The 19,124-nt window shown below is 42.9% G+C and carries 18 protein-coding genes; 8 read left to right on the forward strand and 10 right to left on the reverse strand.

The genetic code is table 11. From position 1 onward, the window contains the following. Positions 1–82: 82 nt before the first annotated feature. The 5 genes from AC2A4J_RS02325 to AC2A4J_RS02345 are packed head-to-tail and all read right to left on the reverse strand — an operon-like array spanning position 83 to position 4,377. Entirely contained in the window at positions 83–355 is a 273-nt protein-coding gene (locus AC2A4J_RS02325) for a DUF2160 domain-containing protein (protein ID WP_255827627.1), read from the reverse strand. An 11-nt stretch (positions 356–366) separates the two neighbouring features. Then, complete coding sequence (locus tag AC2A4J_RS02330) at positions 367–1,239, reverse strand: carbohydrate ABC transporter permease (RefSeq protein ID WP_441902244.1); 873 nt, start codon at positions 1,237–1,239, stop codon at positions 367–369. Positions 1,240–1,269: 30 nt separating this feature from the next. Further along, positions 1,270–2,139, reverse strand: a complete 870-nt coding sequence (locus tag AC2A4J_RS02335; RefSeq protein ID WP_110574667.1) for a carbohydrate ABC transporter permease — start codon at positions 2,137–2,139, stop codon at positions 1,270–1,272. Beyond that, positions 2,129–3,286 (reverse strand): ABC transporter ATP-binding protein, encoded by a 1,158-nt coding sequence (locus tag AC2A4J_RS02340; RefSeq protein ID WP_484174754.1) that lies wholly within the window; start codon positions 3,284–3,286, stop codon positions 2,129–2,131. The genes AC2A4J_RS02335 and AC2A4J_RS02340 overlap by 11 nt, the downstream gene beginning before the upstream one ends. Before the next feature lie 2 nt (positions 3,287–3,288). After that, positions 3,289–4,377, reverse strand: coding sequence for an ABC transporter ATP-binding protein (locus AC2A4J_RS02345; protein WP_114413324.1), 1,089 nt, complete (start codon positions 4,375–4,377; stop codon positions 3,289–3,291). 318 nt (positions 4,378–4,695) lie between these two features. On the opposite strand from AC2A4J_RS02345, the gene AC2A4J_RS02350 reads away from it, so the two are divergent. Continuing rightward, positions 4,696–6,714, forward strand: coding sequence for a sigma-54-dependent Fis family transcriptional regulator (locus AC2A4J_RS02350; RefSeq protein ID WP_255827630.1), 2,019 nt, complete (start codon positions 4,696–4,698; stop codon positions 6,712–6,714). 187 nt (positions 6,715–6,901) lie between these two features. Further along, a complete protein-coding gene (locus tag AC2A4J_RS02355; RefSeq protein ID WP_484174755.1) occupies positions 6,902–8,323 on the forward strand; it encodes an EAL domain-containing protein in 1,422 nt (473 codons plus the stop codon). Between the two features lie 47 nt (positions 8,324–8,370). Here the strand turns inward: AC2A4J_RS02355 and AC2A4J_RS02360 are convergent, their stop codons facing one another. Further along, entirely contained in the window at positions 8,371–8,772 is a 402-nt protein-coding gene (locus AC2A4J_RS02360; protein WP_255827632.1) for a RidA family protein, read from the reverse strand. Positions 8,773–8,871: 99 nt separating this feature from the next. After that, positions 8,872–9,759, reverse strand: coding sequence for a LysR family transcriptional regulator (locus tag AC2A4J_RS02365; RefSeq protein ID WP_255827633.1), 888 nt, complete (start codon positions 9,757–9,759; stop codon positions 8,872–8,874). 112 nt (positions 9,760–9,871) lie between these two features. Here AC2A4J_RS02365 and AC2A4J_RS02370 point away from each other — a divergent pair, with 112 nt between their 5' ends. The 3 genes from AC2A4J_RS02370 to AC2A4J_RS02380 all read left to right on the forward strand — a co-directional run bounded on the left by AC2A4J_RS02370 (position 9,872) and on the right by AC2A4J_RS02380 (position 12,763). Continuing rightward, positions 9,872–10,399 carry a DUF7482 domain-containing protein gene (locus tag AC2A4J_RS02370; RefSeq protein ID WP_205113214.1) on the forward strand — a complete coding sequence of 176 codons (528 nt, stop codon included), beginning with the start codon at positions 9,872–9,874 and terminating at the stop codon, positions 10,397–10,399. 272 nt (positions 10,400–10,671) lie between these two features. Further along, positions 10,672–11,646: a DUF1852 domain-containing protein gene (locus tag AC2A4J_RS02375; protein WP_484174756.1), complete on the forward strand. Its 975-nt coding sequence runs from the start codon at positions 10,672–10,674 to the stop codon at positions 11,644–11,646. Positions 11,647–11,704: 58 nt separating this feature from the next. Beyond that, positions 11,705–12,763, forward strand: coding sequence for a methionine synthase (locus tag AC2A4J_RS02380; protein WP_484174757.1), 1,059 nt, complete (start codon positions 11,705–11,707; stop codon positions 12,761–12,763). A 103-nt stretch (positions 12,764–12,866) separates the two neighbouring features. Here the strand turns inward: AC2A4J_RS02380 and AC2A4J_RS02385 are convergent, their stop codons facing one another. Together AC2A4J_RS02385 and AC2A4J_RS02390 are read right to left on the reverse strand one after the other, a co-directional pair. Then, entirely contained in the window at positions 12,867–13,916 is a 1,050-nt protein-coding gene (locus AC2A4J_RS02385; RefSeq protein ID WP_484174758.1) for a peptidase M42, read from the reverse strand. A 78-nt stretch (positions 13,917–13,994) separates the two neighbouring features. Then, positions 13,995–14,945 carry a helix-turn-helix domain-containing protein gene (locus AC2A4J_RS02390; RefSeq protein ID WP_484174759.1) on the reverse strand — a complete coding sequence of 317 codons (951 nt, stop codon included), beginning with the start codon at positions 14,943–14,945 and terminating at the stop codon, positions 13,995–13,997. A gap of 316 nt (positions 14,946–15,261) precedes the next feature. Here AC2A4J_RS02390 and AC2A4J_RS02395 point away from each other — a divergent pair, with 316 nt between their 5' ends. Further along, complete coding sequence (locus AC2A4J_RS02395; RefSeq protein ID WP_484174760.1) at positions 15,262–15,531, forward strand: hypothetical protein; 270 nt, start codon at positions 15,262–15,264, stop codon at positions 15,529–15,531. Between the two features lie 145 nt (positions 15,532–15,676). Continuing rightward, positions 15,677–16,990: a methyl-accepting chemotaxis protein gene (locus AC2A4J_RS02400; RefSeq protein WP_484174761.1), complete on the forward strand. Its 1,314-nt coding sequence runs from the start codon at positions 15,677–15,679 to the stop codon at positions 16,988–16,990. Between the two features lie 88 nt (positions 16,991–17,078). Here AC2A4J_RS02400 and AC2A4J_RS02405 read toward each other — a convergent pair whose 3' ends face one another. After that, positions 17,079–18,197, reverse strand: coding sequence for a PA0069 family radical SAM protein (locus AC2A4J_RS02405; protein WP_484174762.1), 1,119 nt, complete (start codon positions 18,195–18,197; stop codon positions 17,079–17,081). Positions 18,198–18,361: 164 nt separating this feature from the next. On the opposite strand from AC2A4J_RS02405, the gene AC2A4J_RS02410 reads away from it, so the two are divergent. Further along, on the forward strand, positions 18,362–19,123 hold the full coding sequence (locus AC2A4J_RS02410) for an AraC family transcriptional regulator (protein WP_484174763.1): 762 nt from the start codon (positions 18,362–18,364) through the stop codon (positions 19,121–19,123). Position 19,124: the final 1 nt, after the last annotated feature.

Raw genomic sequence — 19,124 nt, forward strand, 5'->3', positions numbered from 1 at the left:
CTAAGTTTGGTTTTTCTTTTAGGTTTTTAGGTTTGGCTTCCGTGCCAAAAATTTCATCCTTTATTACTGATAAGGACGCTGACTAGCCCCAGCGCATTAGGATAAGCATCCAAAATGCACATAGGACGGTGGCCACCGCGATGTTCACATCCGTTAACGCAACGAATGCAAGGTGGATAAAAGCACTGCTAAGCAGGCCAATGAATAAGCGATCACCGCGTGTGGTGGCTAGTGGTAAAAAGCCACGACGCTCTACGCAAGGTGAGATCAGTTGCCATGTGGTCATACCGACCAAGAGCACAGCAATGCCGATAAAAAACAGGGCAGTAGGTAATGTCCAAGACATCCAAGCCATAATAATTCTCCTTACACTCGACCAAGGGCAAAGCCCTTCGCCACATGGTTACGAACGAAGTAAATGACCAGCATTCCCGGAATAATTGTCAGTACACCTGCGGCCGCGAGCAGCCCCCAATCCATCCCTGAAGCAGACACCGTTCTTGTCATAATGGCGGCAATAGGTTTTGCTTCGACTGACGTTAATGTTCGCGCTAGCAATAGTTCTACCCAAGAGAACATGAAGCAGAAGAAGGCCGTCACACCGATACCTGAGCGAATCAAGGGAATGAAGATACGCACGAAGAATTTCGGAAACGAGTAGCCATCTATGTATGCTGTTTCATCAATCTCACGCGGCACGCCACTCATAAAACCTTCCAGTATCCAAACAGCTAATGGCACAGTGAAAATACAGTGTGCTAGCGCCACGGCGATATGGGTGTCGAACAACCCCACTGACGAATACAGTTGGAAGAAAGGCAGTAAGAAAACCGCAGGTGGTGCCATACGATTAGATAGCAACCAGAAAAACATGTGCTTATCGCCAATGAACTTATAGCGGCTAAAGGCATAAGCAGCAGGCAAGGCAACTAGTAAGCTGATGACCATGTTCATGGACACGTAAAAGATTGAGTTTACGTAACCCATGTACCAGGTTGGGTCGCCAAATATCTTGGCGTAGTTCGCCAAAGTGAAATCCGCTGGGACGAAAGATAACCCGCTAAGAATTTCCGTATTGGTTTTAAATGACATGTTGATTAGCCAATAGATTGGCAGTAATAACAGAACCAAATACAGCACCAAACCAAAGCGACCACGAAGGTGTGCGTTGCGGGTTTTGCGCTCAGCTCGGCTATACACCGGAGCTTGCTCTTTTGTACCTGTATTGTGGCGCGTCATTGATGTTTTTAATTGCGTCATGATCCGCTCCTACTTGTCTTTTTGCATGTTCATGATGGTGGTGTAGAACACCCAACACACGAGCAAGATGATTAAGAAGTACACCAGTGAGAACGCCGCCGCAGGGCCAAGATCAAACTGGCCGATGGCTTGCTGTACCAAGGACTGACTCAAGAAAGTCGTAGAGCTTCCTGGACCACCGCCTGTTAGTACAAAAGGCTCGGTGTAAATCATGAAAGAATCCATAAAGCGCAATAACACACCAATAATCAGTACGTTAGTAAGCTTAGGCAGCTGGATATAACGGAATACCGCCCAGCGAGACGCTTGGTCGATACGCGCCGCTTGATAATAGACTTCAGGAATCGCTCGTAGACCTGAATAGCACAACAAGGCAACCAATGGCGTCCAATGCCAAACGTCCATCAAAACTACGGTTAACCAAGCATCAGTAGGATCAGACGCGTAGTTGTAATCGACACCGATACTACTCATAAAGGCACCGAACAAACCTATGTCGGCACGGCCGAAGATTTGCCAAATTGTGCCTACTACGTTCCATGGAATCAGCAGGGGAATCGCCACCAAAATCAAAGCCAAAGAGGCGCCGCGACCTTTGGTTGGCATCATTAAGGCAACACAAATACCCAGTGGTACTTCAATGATAAGAATGGTGAATGAGTAGATAAATTGACGCAGCAGGGCTTCATGTAAGCGGCTGTCTAGCATCACTTGTTTGAACCACTCAGTGCCCACAAAGTAGCGAGTATAAGGATCAAAAATATCCTGCACCGAATAGTTCACCACCGTCATCAATGGAATGATGGCAGAGAAAGCAACGATGAGGAAAACGGGCATAACAAGGAACCATGCCTTGTTGTTCTCGACTTTAGTTTGCATGGTCGGTCTCCTTATTCTGCTGAGCTGTGTCTGCTTGACCGTCTACATCTACCAAATATTCGTCCACATAGACCTTGGTCCATTGTTCCGGAAAGCTCACATAGATTTGCCCTGAAGGGACCTTTTGGTCTTCGCTCAAGCGCGCCTTCATTACTTGCCCATGGAACATGAAAGACAGAATCTTGTAGGTACCAAGGTCTTCCACGTAATCCACGTTGACAGAAAAGGCGTCGTCATTTTTACCTTCCCATACATGGACAAACTCAGGGCGAATCCCTAAGGTGACCTTGCTGGCTCCCATGGCGCTTAAGCGCGTTAGCATGGCATCGCTAACGGATATTTCATGCTCTCCAAACATCAGCGCCGCTTTTTCTTCATCGTTAGTTTTCAGTTCTGCTTCAAAAAAGTTCATGCCTGGACTGCCGATAAAGTAGCCAACAAACGTGTGTGCTGGGGTTTCGAATAATTCCCGTGGTGTGCCGAACTGGACGATTTGCCCGTTGTACATCACAGCAATTTTATCGGCGAAGGTGGAGGCTTCTAATTGGTCGTGTGTCACATATACCATGGTGATGTTGAACTGTTCATGGATCTGCTTGAGCTTACGACGTAATTTCCATTTCAGCTGTGGATCGATAACGGTAAGAGGCTCATCAAACAAAATTGCTGATACATCGTCACGGACTAAGCCACGTCCCATGGAGACTTTTTGTTTTTGATCCGCTGACAAACCTTTGGCTTTGCGCTTTAGCTGGTCAGACAGTTCAAGAATCTCGGCAACTTCGTAGACTTTCGACTTCACCTTGTATTCTGGTACGCCAATATTGCGTAGAGGAAAGGCCAAGTTATCAAACACTGTCATGGTGTCGTACACCACTGGGAATTGGAAAACCTGCGCGATATTGCGTTCTTCGGGTTTTAATTCGTTAACGCGTTTGCCGTCAAATAAAACCTCCCCGTTAGAAGGTTTTAGCAGGCCCGAAATAATATTCAGTAGTGTGGATTTACCGCAGCCAGATGGGCCAAGTAGGGCAAAGGCACCGCCTTGTTCCCAAACATGAGACATTTCGCGGATGGCGTAGTCTTCTGGCTTGGTTGGATTATCGGTATAAGTATGCGCTAAGGCATTTAAGGTAATAGAAGCCATGATTATTGATCCCTCATTCGTGCTGGGGAATGCACCATCTTGCCTTGAGCATCAAAGGCGTACAGCTTGTGCGTCGGGAAATAGACTTTAATTTCTTGATCCACTTGGTAAGCGTGAACCCCAGATAAATGCAGTACTAAATCAAAATGCGGGTTGTGAACATGCAAAAAGGTTTCTGATCCACTGATCTCCGCCAAATCAACTCGGACAGGCAACTCTAAATCATCGTCAGAGTGCGGCACCAAACCTATGTGCGACGCACGCACACCAAACTGATATTCACCAGGAGTCAGGCGGCGCAAATCGCTGTTCAAACGGAAATGGACAGTGTCGTCGAAAGTGACTTCTTCTTCGCTGACGCGACCAGGAACCACGTTAATTGGTGGTTCAGAGAACATCTCTGCAGTGATAATGTCTTTTGGCTGGTGATAAACCTCAGCAGTTGGCCCCATTTGCAGCAAACGACCTTCGTTTAAAACAGCGGTGTTGCCACCCAGAGCCAAGGCTTCATTCGGTTCGGTTGTGGCGTAAATAGCGATGCAGTTACGGGCTTTGAACAAGGCGCGTAATTCTTGGCGTAGCTCTTCGCGTAATTTGTAATCGAGGTTAACCAGAGGTTCATCGAACAAGATAATTTGCGAGTCTTTCACCAAGGCTCTCGCCATGGCCGTACGCTGTTGCTGGCCACCGGAAAGTTGCAGTGGCAAACGATCAAGGAAAGGATCGATGCGAAGCATTTCTGCGGTTTCACGTACACGGCGGTCGACTTCTTTTTCATCCATCTTTGCCAAGCGAAGTGGCGACGCGATGTTTTCGTAAACCGTGAGGTTGGGGTAATTGATGAACTGTTGATACACCATGGAGATGTTGCGTTCGCGAACAGGCACACCTGTTACGTCCACTCCATTCATGAGGATTTTTCCTTTGGTAGGTCGATCAAGACCTGCCATGAGGCGCATTAGCGTCGTTTTACCGGACAGAGTGCGCCCAAGTAGAACGTTGAAAGAGCCGGGTTCGAGAGACAAATTTACATCATCGATCCACGTCTCGCCTTCAACAACGCGCGATACATTCTGCAGCGTCAGAGACATTGTAAGTACCTTTTTTGTTGTTATTGTTTTCTTGTGTGAACATCTTGTGTCTTTCGCAAGGCTCAAAAATGAACGCACAGTAATTTTGTCTGTATGTTGTAAGTACTTACAAAAGCCGTGCCAAAAATTTTTCTATACTTTTGGTCAGGTATAAATCATTGAAAAATATTGGTTTTATTGTGATTTTTGGTTGGGTTTGGTGGCTTTCACTTTCGAAAAAGGACTGTTCACGAGTGTTCAAAGTGTTTACAGTCTGCCAATCACAGTGAACATTTCATGCACACTCCGAGGGATCTCCTTGAGGTGTTGGAGTAGGAAATGCAAGACGAAGAAGAACAAAAACAACAACAAAGTGCCGCCGCATCTGCCTCCATAGACTCTGGATCGGAAACGAATTTGACGCAAACTCACAAGGAGCGAATTCAAGCGTCTTGGTATCGTTGCGAGCAATTTGGCTTGGATCACAGCAGTCGACCCGATTTCGCGACCTTGCCAAAAGGTTCGTTAACAGATCTGATAGATCAGCATCGTAGCTTGCTCGAAACCACAGAAAACGAAGTGTTGCCGTATTACGAAAATATTCTGAGCAATTCAGCTTGTATGATCGTTTTAGCGGACCGCCAAGGTCATGTATTGAACACTTGGGGGCAACCGCGTTTTGGCAGTGCTGCACAGCATGGTTTGGTAGGCGGGAACCAATGGACCGAAATGGGCGTTGGCACCAATGCGATTGGTACCGCTCTGATTACTGGCGAAGCGATTCAAGTGGGTCGAGATGAACACTTCTTACGTGCTAATCGTTTTATGGTTGGCTCGGCATCGCCTATCTACAACACCAAAAACGATTTGGTTGGTGTGTTGGACATCTCCTCAGATGCGTATCTGCCTCAAGATCATACTTTTGGCATGGTCAAACTTATGTCGTTGAGTGTGGAGAATCGCCTGATCTTTTCCGCCTTCCAGCAAGAGCATTTTATTCTCAGTTTTAATACCAATGTGGTCAGTTTGGACAGTCATTGGTCTGGTATTTTGGTGCTGGATGAAAACGGTACGATTGTCTCTGCTAACCGTCGTGCGGAAGTGGTTCTCGCGCAGGACTTGGCTTTGCTCAACATTAATCAAATATTTGATATCGAAATGCGTGAGATCAAACATCATCCTTTTAGTTTGCCGATGAAGTTGATTGCCATGGGGCGTTATCAGTTTTACGTTAAAGTGATTCCTCCCGTACAGCAAATCATGCGCATACCAGACTTTCGTCAGCGAGCAGATTATGTTGCACCATCACAGCCAGAAGCTATTGTTATGAATGAAAAAAATCCACCCGTTGAAAAGGTGAAGAAGCCGGAAATACTGTCGTCTAAAGCGATTCCAGATAACGTCATTCCATTGGCTGAATTACAACATGGCGACGATCGAGTCGAGCGTTTAGTGCGCCAAGCTCATAAGATTATGGAAAAAGATATTCCTATCTTGATTCATGGTGAAACGGGTGCTGGTAAAGAGATATTTGTACGCAGTTTGCATTATCACAGCTCCCGCGCCAAAGAGATGTTAGTGGCGGTAAATTGCGCGGCTATTCCTGCTGAATTGGTGGAGTCTGAACTTTTTGGTTATGAAAAAGGCGCTTTTACTGGTGCGCAAAATCGAGGCTCCATTGGTCTGATTCGTCGCGCCCATCACGGCACATTATTTCTCGATGAAATTGGTGAAATGCCCATGGCAGTGCAGTCGCGTTTATTGCGAGTTTTGCAAGAAAGAGTGGTCACGCCATTGGGTTCTACCGAAGCCTTTCCGGTTGACATTAAACTGATTTCCGCCACCAATCGCATCTTAAAAGAAGAAGTGAAAGAAGGGCGTTTTCGCCAAGATTTATACTATCGAATTTCAGGTTTGAACATAGAGCTACCCGCTTTGCGTGAGCGCACTGACAAAGCGGCATTGATCAAATACCTTCATGAGCGTTTACGCAAAGAAGAACCAGGCCCAGCTTTGTCGCAAGCTATGTTGGACTTACTGGTGACGCATCCATGGCCGGGAAACATGCGCCAACTCGCTCATGTATTAAAAGTCGGCATGGCAATGGCCGATGAGGAAGAGCTAGAAGAATGGCATTTACCTGATGATTTCTTTGATGACCTCGATGCCATGGGGCAAGTTGATGATTCAACATCATCAAAGGCGGCCAGTGAACAAGATGAACCGTTAGAAGACTTGATACCTAGGCTGTTAAATGAATTCAAAGGCAATGTCTCGCAAACTGCCAAAACCGCTGGAGTGAGCCGCAATACGGTTTATAAGTACGCAAAGTTAAAAGACGAAAATGATTCTATGTAGCAAATTGTAATTATTTGTCTTTGGTTGTCTTTTTTTAGAAATTTATAATGTCTTATATTTCAGTAAGTTAAGGTTGATTAGGTTTTATGTTATGTAGATGACTTATTTAGGTTACAAATGTTATGTATTTTTTCTTTAGTAACTTGTTATAAATGAGGCTATACAAACAAGAGATATTGGAAGTTACATGTCTACAAAATCAAGGATGTTAATAACCGTCATTATTAATTTCTCTTTGGTAGTTATTTTGACCAGCTCTCTATACTTCATAGAAAGTAAGTGGCATCAACAACGAGAATTAGAGTCCAAAGAGAAGATACAGCAGCTATATTTTTCCGAAATGGAAGGTTATTTTAAAGAAGTAGCGAATTTTATTGCTTTCATATCCGTTGGTTATACAGCTAATTGCTCACGCAGTTTTGTTTTACAAATGCGTAAAGAGCTTTTTAACATCCCCGGGTCAATAGAGTTTGGAGTCATTCAGAAAGACGACGATCATGGTGTTGTGGTATGTAACTCTTGGGGCGAAAACGAAAGAATCGAGGTAAGAAAACCATCTCCACATGAGGGGTTCTTGATAACAGGACCTCATACAATCAATTCGTTAGAAATGCCTATTTTTGTTATCAAAAAAACCACAGAAAATTTTGAATTCAATATTTTGATCAAGAAAAGCAGTGTCGATAGATTTTTAAATAATAGTTCAGACATTGTCATATCGATTAATGATAAAGAGCTAGGTGATAAATACCGTAACTCGGATATCATAGATAACCTTTCTTATGTTGTTCCTATAACGGATTCCGTCAAACGCTATAACTTATATTTTGTACCCACAACGCTATTGCTATTTTTAGTATGTATTTTCCTTGTGACACCAAGAATAGTAATACTTCTCGAGAGAAGGTGCATTCGAGGGAAGATAAAACATCATGTTTATTACAATGAATATCAACCTATTATTGATACGAATGATCAAAGCTTGTTCTCTATTGAGGTGTTTTTAAGAAGCAAAGACGGTGTTAATGTTAAAGACAGTATTGACCAAATTAAAAACTTAGACTTATGCGTTGAGTACACCTTATTTCAAATTAATCTGATCAAGTCGAGCTTCAATAAAGCGTTCATTTCTAACAATAGTTTCCAAGTGAATATTTCCAGCTTGCATCTGGAAAGTGATTTTTTTGTTAGAAAAATGCTTACTCTAGAGAATGAGATATGTTCTAGCCTGATTCTTGAAGTCACAGAAGATGAAAACTTAATGCTAGAAAAGAACGTTATTAAAGATCATATGCAAAAATTAAAGCAAAAAGGCTATAGATTCGCAATTGATGACTTTGGTGTGGAATACTCCAGCTTATCCTATGTCTCAGAATTTGACTTTGATATTGTAAAAACGGACAAAATCTTTATAGAAGATAAAGCAAAAAATACCGCTATCTTAAAGTCCATCATCACATTGACCAACGAGCTTGGCATTGTTTGTATTGCGGAAGGCATTGAAACAGAGAAAGACAGTCAAAAAATTAGCCAGCTAGGAATTCACCTTCATCAAGGCTGGTTTCATAGCCGACCGATGAAGGCAGAAGATATTCTTGCTTATTATTAGTTTCTTTTCAGATTATTTATCATCTCAATAAGGTCTTTTGCGCGAGTTTATTTTGACACCTTAGCCACGGCTTCAATTTCAATTAAAATCTCTGGGGAAGCCAAAGAGGCAACGCCAATCCCCGTTAATGCAGGGCGTGAGGTACCTAGTGTGCTGGCGATAATAGGGACGATGTCTTCCATATGGTCTGCAACCTCACCACGCATATAGACTCTTAGCTGCAGGATATTTTCGACTGAGGAATTTGCTTCTTCTAGCACCGTGATTAAGTGTTTTGCTGCATTGGCAGTTTGCGTTTTCATGTCGTGATTATGAGTTTGAAAATCGCTGTCCCAGTCGACTTGCCCTGAAATAAAAACCAATCCCGTATCGTTATCTACCGTGGCTTGTGACATACCTGTTGCTGCACCATCATATAAGGATAGTGGATTAATGCGTTTAATGGACATAATGACCTCTACATAGTGTTTAAAGTGACGCTAGGGTAGAGGTGAGTGGGGCGTTTGGCGATAAAGCTAAGCTTGTTGCTCATACAAGCGAAGATCTTTTTAATGAGCAAATTTCTTCTGGGTGCTATCCAGTAACCAGCTAATTAATGGGTCATGTTTTGCGTTTGGGTGATAGGCAGCTACGACTTGATAACCTGGCGGGTATTTCTCCAATGCAAGCTCAAATAGTCCATCGCACGGTAGTAACCTCGAAGGGATGAATCCCACCATGTTTGACTGCTTTAAGGTCTCTTTCGCCATATGAAAGGACGGGGCGGATACGGCGACATGACGTGGAAATCCTTGTTGTTCAAACCAAGTATCAGCAGAGCCTATAAAGCTGCCAACGCCGGGTGAAACAATGACGAAGTCGTGTGTGGTTAATTGTTCTAGTGATAGGCCATGAGTGCGTTCAATGGATTTATTCGCTGTTACGCATAGGTATTTTTCGGTAAATAACGGCGTTGAAATCAATCCTTCGGGAGCATAGGCGCTGGTGGTAAAAACAATATCTATTGAGCCTTGATGGATTTTTTTGGTTAGGTTGGCGTGTTCGATATTGGTAACGATCACTTTTACTTTAGGAGCGTACTGTCTAAGCTCTCTAATGAGCTCGGTGACGATCACTTCTTGGGTGTAGTCTGTTGCACAGATAACCAGTGTTCTTTCTGCTTCCTGTGGTGAAAACGCTTTTGCCAGAGGGATGCTATTTATGTAGGTTAATATTTTTTCGATGTGTTGCTCTATCTCTTTGGCGTAGGGTGTTGGAATCATTCCATGCCCTGTTCTAACAAAGAGTTGATCACCAAGAATGCTTCTTATTTTTTTAAGTTGAAGACTGACAGCCTGTTGAGAAACACTTAAATGTTCTGCCGCTGCTGAAATATTGCCGAACTGATAAAGAGCGCTTAATGTTCTAAGATGATTTATTTCAAGTTTATCTATCATGCGCGTCTCGTTGGCTATTAGTAGTACAGATAGGTGTATAGATGTTATTAATAGTTGCTAAATGATCGTTTTCAATACTTTTTTCTATGTAAAACACTCTGGAGTGAATGGCATGTTGCGTCAATGTTTCTTAGGGATTATCTGTGTTTTGTCATTAGCTTCTTGCAGTTCTCATTCTATTCAAGATGAACAAACTCGGCAGGCTAGTGTTAGTTTGCCTTTATTACATGGCTGGCATGATGACAAAGAGGTGCTCTACATAACAACCGACGTATCAGACCAAGCGGTGGCCAAAGCCAAAAATGCCAATTATGCGCCTCGGTTACGTGATGCTGTGCCGAATTACCCGAAACCACCCCAAGTGAAAACGGTGCTAGAGCGTGTGTATGCATTTCCGAATCAAGAGCAAGCTTGGAGCGTATTTGCGTCGGTTCCAGAGCCATTAGGTTATGAAAGCCAAGACACTCATTACTCGCCACTTTGGTTGATGTACGTCGTGGTATGGAAAGATCCAAGCAAGGCAACAGAATTGACATCTGAAGAAGCGATTTTTACGGCAGAAGATCAGGGGTTGGTTACCATCGAACGAACCGATGTCGTGCTTAATTGTCCGGTCATTCCGTTTTCTCTTGTTGAATAGCACTCAATTATAGAACGCCCTATTTAGGGCGTTCTTGTCTTTGAATATCCACTCCCAGTCGTTACTTAACACTCCCAATCCTGAGTCTCATCTATCTTATTAAATGAATGAAATTCAATTAATCTAAATTTAATTCATTTTTATTCATGATTATGATTGCGTATAAATGTACTCATAGAGTCATTAGACAGATCGCCAATAATCAAAAACTGGCAAGTGAGAACAAGGAAGAGATCCTTATTTCACTTCAGAAAATAGGATACGAGGTCACCATGAGCAACGATTTTATCTTTACTATTAAGCGTATTTGCTTCGATGAAAACTACCGCCCTGCAGACAATACACGCATCACAACGAACTTTGCGAACTTGGCTAGAGGACAGAGACGACAAGAAAATCTTCGTGACGCATTGAGGATGATTAACAACCGTTTTAATGCGCTGGCGCATTGGGATAATGCAAAGGGAAATCGTTACTCTGTTGAACTTGAAATCATTTCGGTTGATGTTGATATCGAAGGAAAAGGCCAGTCCTTTCCAACCATTGAAATCTTGAAGACGAATATTTTTGATCATCATACTGAGCAGCGTATCGAAGGTATTGTAGGAAACAATTTCTCTTCTTATGTGCGTGATTATGACTTCAGCGTCTTGCTACCAAACCACAACAAAGACCAAGCGGAATTTAGTATTCCTGATAACTTCGGTGAGTTACATGGAAAGCTCTTTAAAAGTTTTGTGACATCGGACAGCTTTAAAGAAAACTTTACTAAGCCACCTGTTATTTGTCTGAGTGTTTCCGACAATAAAACGTACCAGCGTACAGGAAATCAGCACCCAGTTCTGGGGGTAGAATATCAACCAAATGGCACCTCTTTGACCGAGCAATACTTTCAGAAGATGGGCTTACAGGTTCGATACTTTATGCCTGCAAACAGCGCTGCGCCATTGGCTTTTTATTTTGTGGGTGATTTGCTGAACGACTACACCAACCTTGAGCTTATTGGCACCATCAGCACGATGGAAACCTTCCAGAAAATCTACCGACCAGAAATTTACAACGCTAACGCGGTTGCTGGAAAGAGCTATCAACCTAACTTAAAAAACCTCGACCACTCTTTAACGCAAATTATTTATGACCGTGAAGAGCGTAGCCAATTGGCGAGTGAGCAAGGAAAATTTGCTGAGCAGAATTTCATAAAGCCATATCAAAAGGTACTTGAGCAGTGGTCTGCTAATTACGCATAAACGCGACCCTTAATGGTTATTTTTCTAACATTATATTTAATAAACGGCATTCTTTATTATGAAAACAGATATTGAAAAAACAGTTGCTAACAACACACTGCTACCGACTTCAACCGCTGGCAGCTTACCGAAGCCCACATGGCTTGCAGAGCCAGAAACCCTTTGGTCCCCTTGGAAATTGGAAGGTGATCAATTAGTTGACGGCAAACAGGATGCACTGCGCATCTCGCTTCAAGAGCAACAGCAAGCGGGTATTGATATTGTCAGTGACGGTGAACAAACGCGCCAACACTTTGTTACCACTTTTATTGAGCACCTCAGCGGCGTTGATTTTGAGAATCGTCAGACAGTAAGAATTCGTGACCGCTATGACGCGAGCGTACCTACTGTCGTTGGTCCTGTTAGTCGTATCAAGCCAGTTTTTGTTGAGGATGCTAAGTTTTTGCGTCAGCAAACCAAGCAACCGATTAAATGGGCGCTGCCAGGCCCAATGACCATGATTGATACACTTTATGATGATCATTATAAAAGCCGCGAAAAGCTTGCTTGGGAGTTTGCCAAAATTCTCAACCAAGAAGCAAAAGAATTAGAAGCGGCTGGTGTGGACATCATCCAATTTGATGAGCCCGCGTTTAATGTGTTTTTTGATGATGTGAATGATTGGGGCATCGCAACCTTAGAAAGAGCTATCGAAGGTCTTAAATGCGAAACGGCGGTGCATATTTGTTATGGCTACGGCATTAAAGCCAATACGGATTGGAAAAAGACGCTTGGGTCTGAATGGCGACAATATGAAGAAGCCTTCCCTAAGTTACAACAATCCAGCATCGATATTATTTCGCTTGAGTGTCATAACTCCCATGTACCAATGGAATTGCTTGAGCTGATTCGCGGTAAGAAAGTCATGGTCGGCGCAATCGACGTGGCAAACCATGCCATTGAGACACCAGAAGAAGTGGCTAATACTCTGCGAAAAGCGCTGCAGTTTGTCGATGCCGACAAGCTTTATCCTTGTACTAACTGTGGCATGGCTCCGCTGCCTCGTGCCGTGGCAAGAGGCAAGCTAAATGCCTTAACAGCGGCTGCAGACATTATTCGAAAAGAGCTGGCTTTGTAGTATTGATTTGTCTTAATCTATAAAAAATCCCGCTTCGAGTTCATGCATCGAAACGGGATTTTTATGCGTTGCTAATAATAGAAATTAATAGAGGTTGGCGAACCTAAATATTTGATACAACTTTTAGCATATCCAGAAACGCATCCACGGATTCCACTGCAGCGGATTCGTGCATGGTGTGGTAACCAATAGTTGGGATTTGAATGGTCGTGCCATCTACCAAGCCATTTGATGCGGCGATAATGCGGCCAAGCTCTGTACTACCAAGGGAACTTGGCGGCAAGCCTTGCTCAGCACGTTTCGCGTTTTCATTTTCTACGTAACGGTTTTTATACAAGTAACTGATATTATTTTTTTCACACAATTCTTCGAGGAGTTTTGTGCTGTCTTTATTAAATGTGGCGTTGGCGTCTTTTTCCCTAAGTACCAGAAGCTGTTCGTTGGCGGCTTCTACGTTGGGGAAGGGGCTGGTATCAACCACAAACAAGCGGTTAGTTGAGCCACCAAAGCGACGGAACCACTCAAGCAAATAGCGCCAGCTTTTCCCCGCTTCTTCTTGTGCGGTAAAAAAGGCGGTGCCTTTAAAGCCATGATCAAAAAGATGCACCAAAGCCGCCGCTGAAATCACGTTATCAAGTTGGCCTTCTAAGCGATTTTCGACGATCTGTAACTGATCTTTAAAAGCGATTGGTGTTCCTGCAACAACGCCTTCTAAGCCTTCGGTTTCGAAAATTAAGTTATTGCGGAATTCACAAACGTAAGAGCTCTTAATCGTGCCTTTACCACGGTAAACGCCAGACCAAGGTTCGTAAGCGTAGATTTCTTCATGGTTGAAGCGCTCTGTGACTTTGGTCATTAATTCTTCAGAAACCGAGTTGTTCAATAAATCGGTGCGATTTGCTGACACAAAGGCCGCGTATTGGAATTCATTTGGGCCAGTACACACTAAACCGTGACGATCGATATGCGCCGAAAACATAGTGCTAAACGGGTCGCTACCTTGGGCAACTAGCAAGCCTTCATACCAAGTGACCTTTGCCCCTCGCTCTTCCAGTTCGCGTTGTAACACGCGGAAAAATGAATGCTCTGCGCCAACCACACTGGGCGCGCGAATAAGCAGTTTGAGCAGATCGATAAAGTCATCACTAGGCATGCAAATAGGTTCCAATAAAAGAGGTCATATAGCTTAGTTTATAAACGTTAATGTGTGATTTACATAACGTTTTTTTATTTATTTTGATGAAGTTATAGACTTTGGTGGGCAGCCATAAAAACGATTAAAAGCCGCGCTGAAATTGGATGGATGTTCGTAACCTACTGCATAGGCTGTTTGAGCTACCTGATGGCCCGATGTGAGCAATTCCCATGCCTTGTGCATTCTTGCTTCTAATAACAATTTATACGGGCTGGTATTGTAAATGGCATTAAACCCTTGTTTAAGTTTGCTTTCACTAATTCCAATTTTTTGACAGACAAAAGCAATACTCAAAGGTTGGCTCATATGTTGAATCATGAACAGCCGAGCTTGCGCGATTTTATGTTCATCCCCAAGGCTAATGCCTAGACTTTGGGGTTCGATCATAGTGTTTGTTTGAAGTCGCTCAAGCTGTTCGCTAAGTAAGTTGAGCACCAGAATATTTTTTTCTAAAGGTCGTTCAGTATGGGCAGATAACGCTAGATGTATCAGTCTGTTTATATAGTGTTGGGTATTTTTAGACGTTTTTATATGTTGATGTTGGCGAGGTAAAGGAATTTTGTCTGCTTGAAACTCGAATGGGATTTGGTAGCGTTTAAAGACACTGCCGTCCACTAATATTCTTAATTGGCTAGTGGTTTTATTCGCGGCGTATACACGTTTTCCATAGCTGTTACCAAAGGTGGTGATGGTGGTGTAATTAGGTTCAAAAATGAAATCTTCAGTATTGTTCTGCTTTGCCTGATAACGAGAATACCCTTCTAAACCATAGGTAAGGCTGAACGTTGAGGTGTCTTTTTCAATGATACTTTCTTCAATTAAATCTTGGTTTGGGGTGTAACTAGAGTAAGCAATAGCCAGCCCAGGTTCGATAATAAACCTGTCCACATAGCATTCACCCAGTTCGGCCGAAATGCTTTGTCTTTGCCAACCGGATTGTCGTTCGCTAACGCCCGTTAATGCGCTTTTACTCACTCGAAAGACCATGACTTTTCTGCTTTATATGCGATGCAAACGTATTGAATACGAATGTAGACGAAATGAATAAGTAATTAAATGATAATCAATACCAACAAAGTTTATCATCTTTTCCTACCACGTAAAGTACTCATTACGAGAAGGGAAGAGCCTGATGAAACGAAGAATATTACTTACCCCCTCGTTAATCGTCAGCATATTTACTCTGTCGCCTTTGTTAGCTTATGCGCAAAAAGCTACATGGCAAGATGATGCTACTTGGTTTGTAGTGGGAGCATTAAGAGCGTGTTGTCTGGAATTTTATTGAATATGAAAAGAGGAAATTATGAAAAATGATCAACCCAATTTATCGGAGTCAAATGAACTGATAGATCAGAGTTTAACCAAACTACCGCCCAAAAAATGGAAGATGATGTTGCTCGTTTGGGTGACTATTTACCCGTTGTTGAACATCTTCTTTCCTCTACTAAGTCCTTATATTAGCGACTTCTCTTTACCTATCAGGCTATTCATTATGACTGTTGTTATTGTGCCAATTATGAGCTTTATTCTGGGAGGGTTGCAAAAGAAGTTCTTTGCTTGGTTGCGCAAATAAAGAGACAGGGTTGGCTGTGTGCCTAACGTTTTTTTGTAATTAGTACAAAGCTTTTCAGAATGCTACAAAAAAACTATCGTGCTAATGGGAAACATCCGCTACTCTTTAATGCATATTTAATTGTGATTGTTAAGGGAAGCAGTAAATGTTATTTGGAAACAACAAACTATTATCTAAAATTAAAGAGTTAGAAACAGAGCTTGCTTCCTTTCAAGAAACGCAAGCTGACCTTCGACAAGAAATGTTGTATTTTTCCATGACTTCAGACGGAAAAATAGTTGATGCAAATACACTTTTTTTAAAATCCAGTGGTTTTGAGAAAACTGAATTAGTAGGTAAAAACATTAAAGACTTCATTCTTGGTAAGTCTTTAGAAAAAGATCATAGTCAAAAAATGTTGTCTGCAATTAATGGAAAAAAACATTGGCATGGCGCTTTGCAAATAGAAAGTAGAAATGGCAAAGAGGTTTGGTATCGAGCGACGATTCAGCCGAAAAAAGTCGCTGACGGTTCGATTATGCTGGAGTCTTATGCGACGGAACTAACGAGAACGATTTCACACTCGAAAGAAGTGGAAGACATGTTAGCGGCGTTGCACCGATCATCTGCAGTAATAGAATTTAGCCTAGACGGCATTATCTTAAATGCTAACGACAATTTCTTAAAGTGCATGGGATATTCTAAAAGCCAAATAGTTGGCCAGCACCACAGAATGTTTTGTGAACCGAAAGAAGCTGAGTCGCAGGAATATAAACAGTTTTGGCAGCGATTGCGTTCTGGTGAATTTGTTTCAGATCGATTCAAAAGAATTGATAGTCACGGATATGATGTTTGGTTAGAAGCATCTTATAACCCAATACATGACGAAAGTGGCGAACTGTATAAAGTGGTTAAATTTGCTACGGTTATTACCGAACAAATGAATCGTGAGTTTGCGATTTCAGAAACCTCTCAGGTAGCTTACAATATATCTCAAAAAAGCGATCAAGATGCCATCAATGGGAAAAAAGTCATCGAGTCTACTGTCCAAACGATGAATGAATTGTCCACGCAAATGAGCGAGGCAAGCAAGGGCATCTTCGAACTGAATACTCAATCAATGAAAGTGGCTAACTTGGTTGAAAGTATTCGAGGCATTGCCGATCAAACTAATTTACTTGCGCTTAATGCCGCAATAGAAGCTGCTAGAGCCGGAGAGCAGGGTCGGGGTTTTGCTGTTGTTGCTGATGAAGTAAGGCAGCTTGCTTCTAGAACCAGTTCAGCGACAGAAGAAATTATTAGTGTGGTAGGGGACAATAAAAAACTCACAGAACAGGCAGTTTCGCTAATTGAAGAAAGTATGGAAAAGGCTCAGAAAGCCCTCGATCTTTCAACCGAAGCGGGTCATGTGATGAATGACATTCAGGAAGGCGCAAAACAAGTTGTTGATGCGGTAAGTCAATTTAACAACAAATTATAACTCTTCTGGAAGTTCACAACCGCTATGTAAATTCCCCTAAGCGTTTTTCGCTTAGGGGAATTTTTCGTTAAGTAGAGTGCCTCAGTTACTAAAACAACGCCATCTGATCACCTTCTTTTGGCGGAACCGCAAAGTGACGGCAATCGAGATAACTCAGTCGGTTGTCATCCAATCCATACTTGCGTCGCGCCACGTGAAAGCGTTGGTTAATCAAATCCGCAAAAATACCTTCCCCTGTCATGCGCTTGCCAAACTGGCTGTTGTAGAGCTTGCCGCCGCGCATATCCATAATACGCTGCAAAACGTGTTCTGCTCTGTCTGGGTAATGCTGGTGGAGCCAATTCGAAAACAAAGGCGCAACCTCATGAGGCAAACGCAACATGATGTAATTGACGGATTGTGCGCCAACCTCAGCACAGGCAGCAACTATTTCTTCTAGTTCGTTATCATTAATAAAAGGAATCACTGGTGCGACAAGAACCGAAACCGGAATGCTTGCTTCTCGTAAGGTTTTAATCACCTGTAAACGTGTCTTTCCAGACGCCGTTCTGGGTTCCAAAATACGCTTTAAATCGTTATTGAGCGTCGTCACACTGATCGCCACATGAATAAGCTTTTTTTCTGCCATTTGAGTGAGCAAGTCTATGTCTCTGAGTATCAAGGTGCTTTTAGTGATCAGGGAAATGGGTTGATTGTGCGCCAAGGCGATTTCCAATAATTTCCGCGTGATCTTGAGCTGTTTTTCAATAGGCTGATAGGCATCGGTATTAATGCCTAATGCAATGGGTTCGCAGCGATACTTTGGGTGAGCCAGCTCTTCTGCAAATAAAAATGCCGCATTAGTTTTGGCAACCAGCTTGGTTTCAAAATCTAGCCCCGGTGACAAATCCAAATACGCATGGGTAGGGCGAGCAAAGCAATACACGCAGCCATGTTCACAGCCTTTATAAGGGTTTACTGACAGGCGAAAAGGAATATCAGGAGATGAATTGCGACTGATGATGCTTTTCGCTCGTTCGTAGCGAACTTCTGTCTTGGGCGACGAGGTTTCCAGCAAAGCAATCGCTTCGTCGTTTTCGTCCACCTCCACCAAGGTAATTGCAAAGCGCCCCGCCATATTATTGGCTGTGCCACGCCCCTTGATAGGGTTATTGAAAGGCGACTTTTCGCCTTTTTGATCGCTGTTATTGGTAAAAGAAGTAGACATAAAATCACCCAAAATACTGTATATATAAACAGTATTTTGGGTGTTGGATTTTAATAAAGCAAGTTTGTTATTTTATGTTTTTAAGTTTGCTCGCAGAGAGTGTTGAGATCTGCTTGTTGATAGGTACACTCAAATCAATTATCGATGGGTTCTAGGAGCGCTGCGTGTTGTTTCAAAACAATCATTTACCAAATAGTGTTGTGGCTTACGCGCAAGACTATGAACACGGTAAATTCGAGCCTTATCATTCTCATAACTGCGCGCAGCTGATTCACACGTTAAGCGGTGTGATACGTGTGGAGACTCGTTTGGGTAGTTGGGTGATTCCTCCAAACCGGGGGATGTGGATTCCTGCAGGAATTGAACACAGTCTTTATATGACCGGTTTGGTAAAAGTTAGAACGCTATTTATTGATCCTCTTGCGCGGGCCGATTTGCCTCATGATTGCTCTGTTATTGATGTGTCCATGTTGTTAAAGGCGCTCATTATTGAAGCGTTAGAGCTTCCTAAAGAAATTGTTTCGGGCGGTCGTGATGAGCGAATTATTGAATTGATCCTGGACGAATTACGTCGTTTATCAAGCGTGTCTTTCTATGTGCCATTGCCAAGCTCTGACGCTTTGATTTCTTTTTGCGACCATGTCTGCCAGCGCATTGCTCATGATTGGAGTAATGCGGATGGCGCTCATATTTTAGGCATCAGCGAGCGTTCCGTTGCTCGAAAGTTCCAGCAAGAAATGTCGCTAACATTCGCTGAATGGTTGCGGCGGAAGCGCTTATTATTGGCTTTGGAGTATCTTGCTAGCGGCAAAAGCGTCTTAGATACTGCGATTCTGATTGGTTACGATAGTCCCAGTGCTTTTAGTGCGATGTTTAAAAGTCGAGTCGGCGTATCACCGACTGACTATTTACTGCAATCACAATAGG

Source organism: Marinomonas sp. ATLA20, from assembly GCF_057180105.1.

What these genes read in the sequence shown, in the direction of transcription:
- AC2A4J_RS02325 (WP_255827627.1), bottom strand. Translation starts at nt 355, where the DNA reads ATGGCTTGGATGTCTTGGACATTACCTACTGCCCTGTTTTTTATCGGC.
- AC2A4J_RS02330 (WP_441902244.1), bottom strand. Translation starts at nt 1,239, where the DNA reads ATGACGCGCCACAATACAGGTACAAAAGAGCAAGCTCCGGTGTATAGC.
- AC2A4J_RS02335 (WP_110574667.1), bottom strand. Translation starts at nt 2,139, where the DNA reads ATGCAAACTAAAGTCGAGAACAACAAGGCATGGTTCCTTGTTATGCCC.
- AC2A4J_RS02340 (WP_484174754.1), bottom strand. Translation starts at nt 3,286, where the DNA reads ATGGCTTCTATTACCTTAAATGCCTTAGCGCATACTTATACCGATAAT.
- AC2A4J_RS02345 (WP_114413324.1), bottom strand. Translation starts at nt 4,377, where the DNA reads ATGTCTCTGACGCTGCAGAATGTATCGCGCGTTGTTGAAGGCGAGACG.
- AC2A4J_RS02350 (WP_255827630.1), top strand. Translation starts at nt 4,696, where the DNA reads ATGCAAGACGAAGAAGAACAAAAACAACAACAAAGTGCCGCCGCATCT.
- AC2A4J_RS02355 (WP_484174755.1), top strand. Translation starts at nt 6,902, where the DNA reads ATGTCTACAAAATCAAGGATGTTAATAACCGTCATTATTAATTTCTCT.
- AC2A4J_RS02360 (WP_255827632.1), bottom strand. Translation starts at nt 8,772, where the DNA reads ATGTCCATTAAACGCATTAATCCACTATCCTTATATGATGGTGCAGCA.
- AC2A4J_RS02365 (WP_255827633.1), bottom strand. Translation starts at nt 9,759, where the DNA reads ATGATAGATAAACTTGAAATAAATCATCTTAGAACATTAAGCGCTCTT.
- AC2A4J_RS02370 (WP_205113214.1), top strand. Translation starts at nt 9,872, where the DNA reads ATGTTGCGTCAATGTTTCTTAGGGATTATCTGTGTTTTGTCATTAGCT.
- AC2A4J_RS02375 (WP_484174756.1), top strand. Translation starts at nt 10,672, where the DNA reads ATGAGCAACGATTTTATCTTTACTATTAAGCGTATTTGCTTCGATGAA.
- AC2A4J_RS02380 (WP_484174757.1), top strand. Translation starts at nt 11,705, where the DNA reads ATGAAAACAGATATTGAAAAAACAGTTGCTAACAACACACTGCTACCG.
- AC2A4J_RS02385 (WP_484174758.1), bottom strand. Translation starts at nt 13,916, where the DNA reads ATGCCTAGTGATGACTTTATCGATCTGCTCAAACTGCTTATTCGCGCG.
- AC2A4J_RS02390 (WP_484174759.1), bottom strand. Translation starts at nt 14,945, where the DNA reads ATGGTCTTTCGAGTGAGTAAAAGCGCATTAACGGGCGTTAGCGAACGA.
- AC2A4J_RS02395 (WP_484174760.1), top strand. Translation starts at nt 15,262, where the DNA reads ATGAAAAATGATCAACCCAATTTATCGGAGTCAAATGAACTGATAGAT.
- AC2A4J_RS02400 (WP_484174761.1), top strand. Translation starts at nt 15,677, where the DNA reads ATGTTATTTGGAAACAACAAACTATTATCTAAAATTAAAGAGTTAGAA.
- AC2A4J_RS02405 (WP_484174762.1), bottom strand. Translation starts at nt 18,197, where the DNA reads ATGTCTACTTCTTTTACCAATAACAGCGATCAAAAAGGCGAAAAGTCG.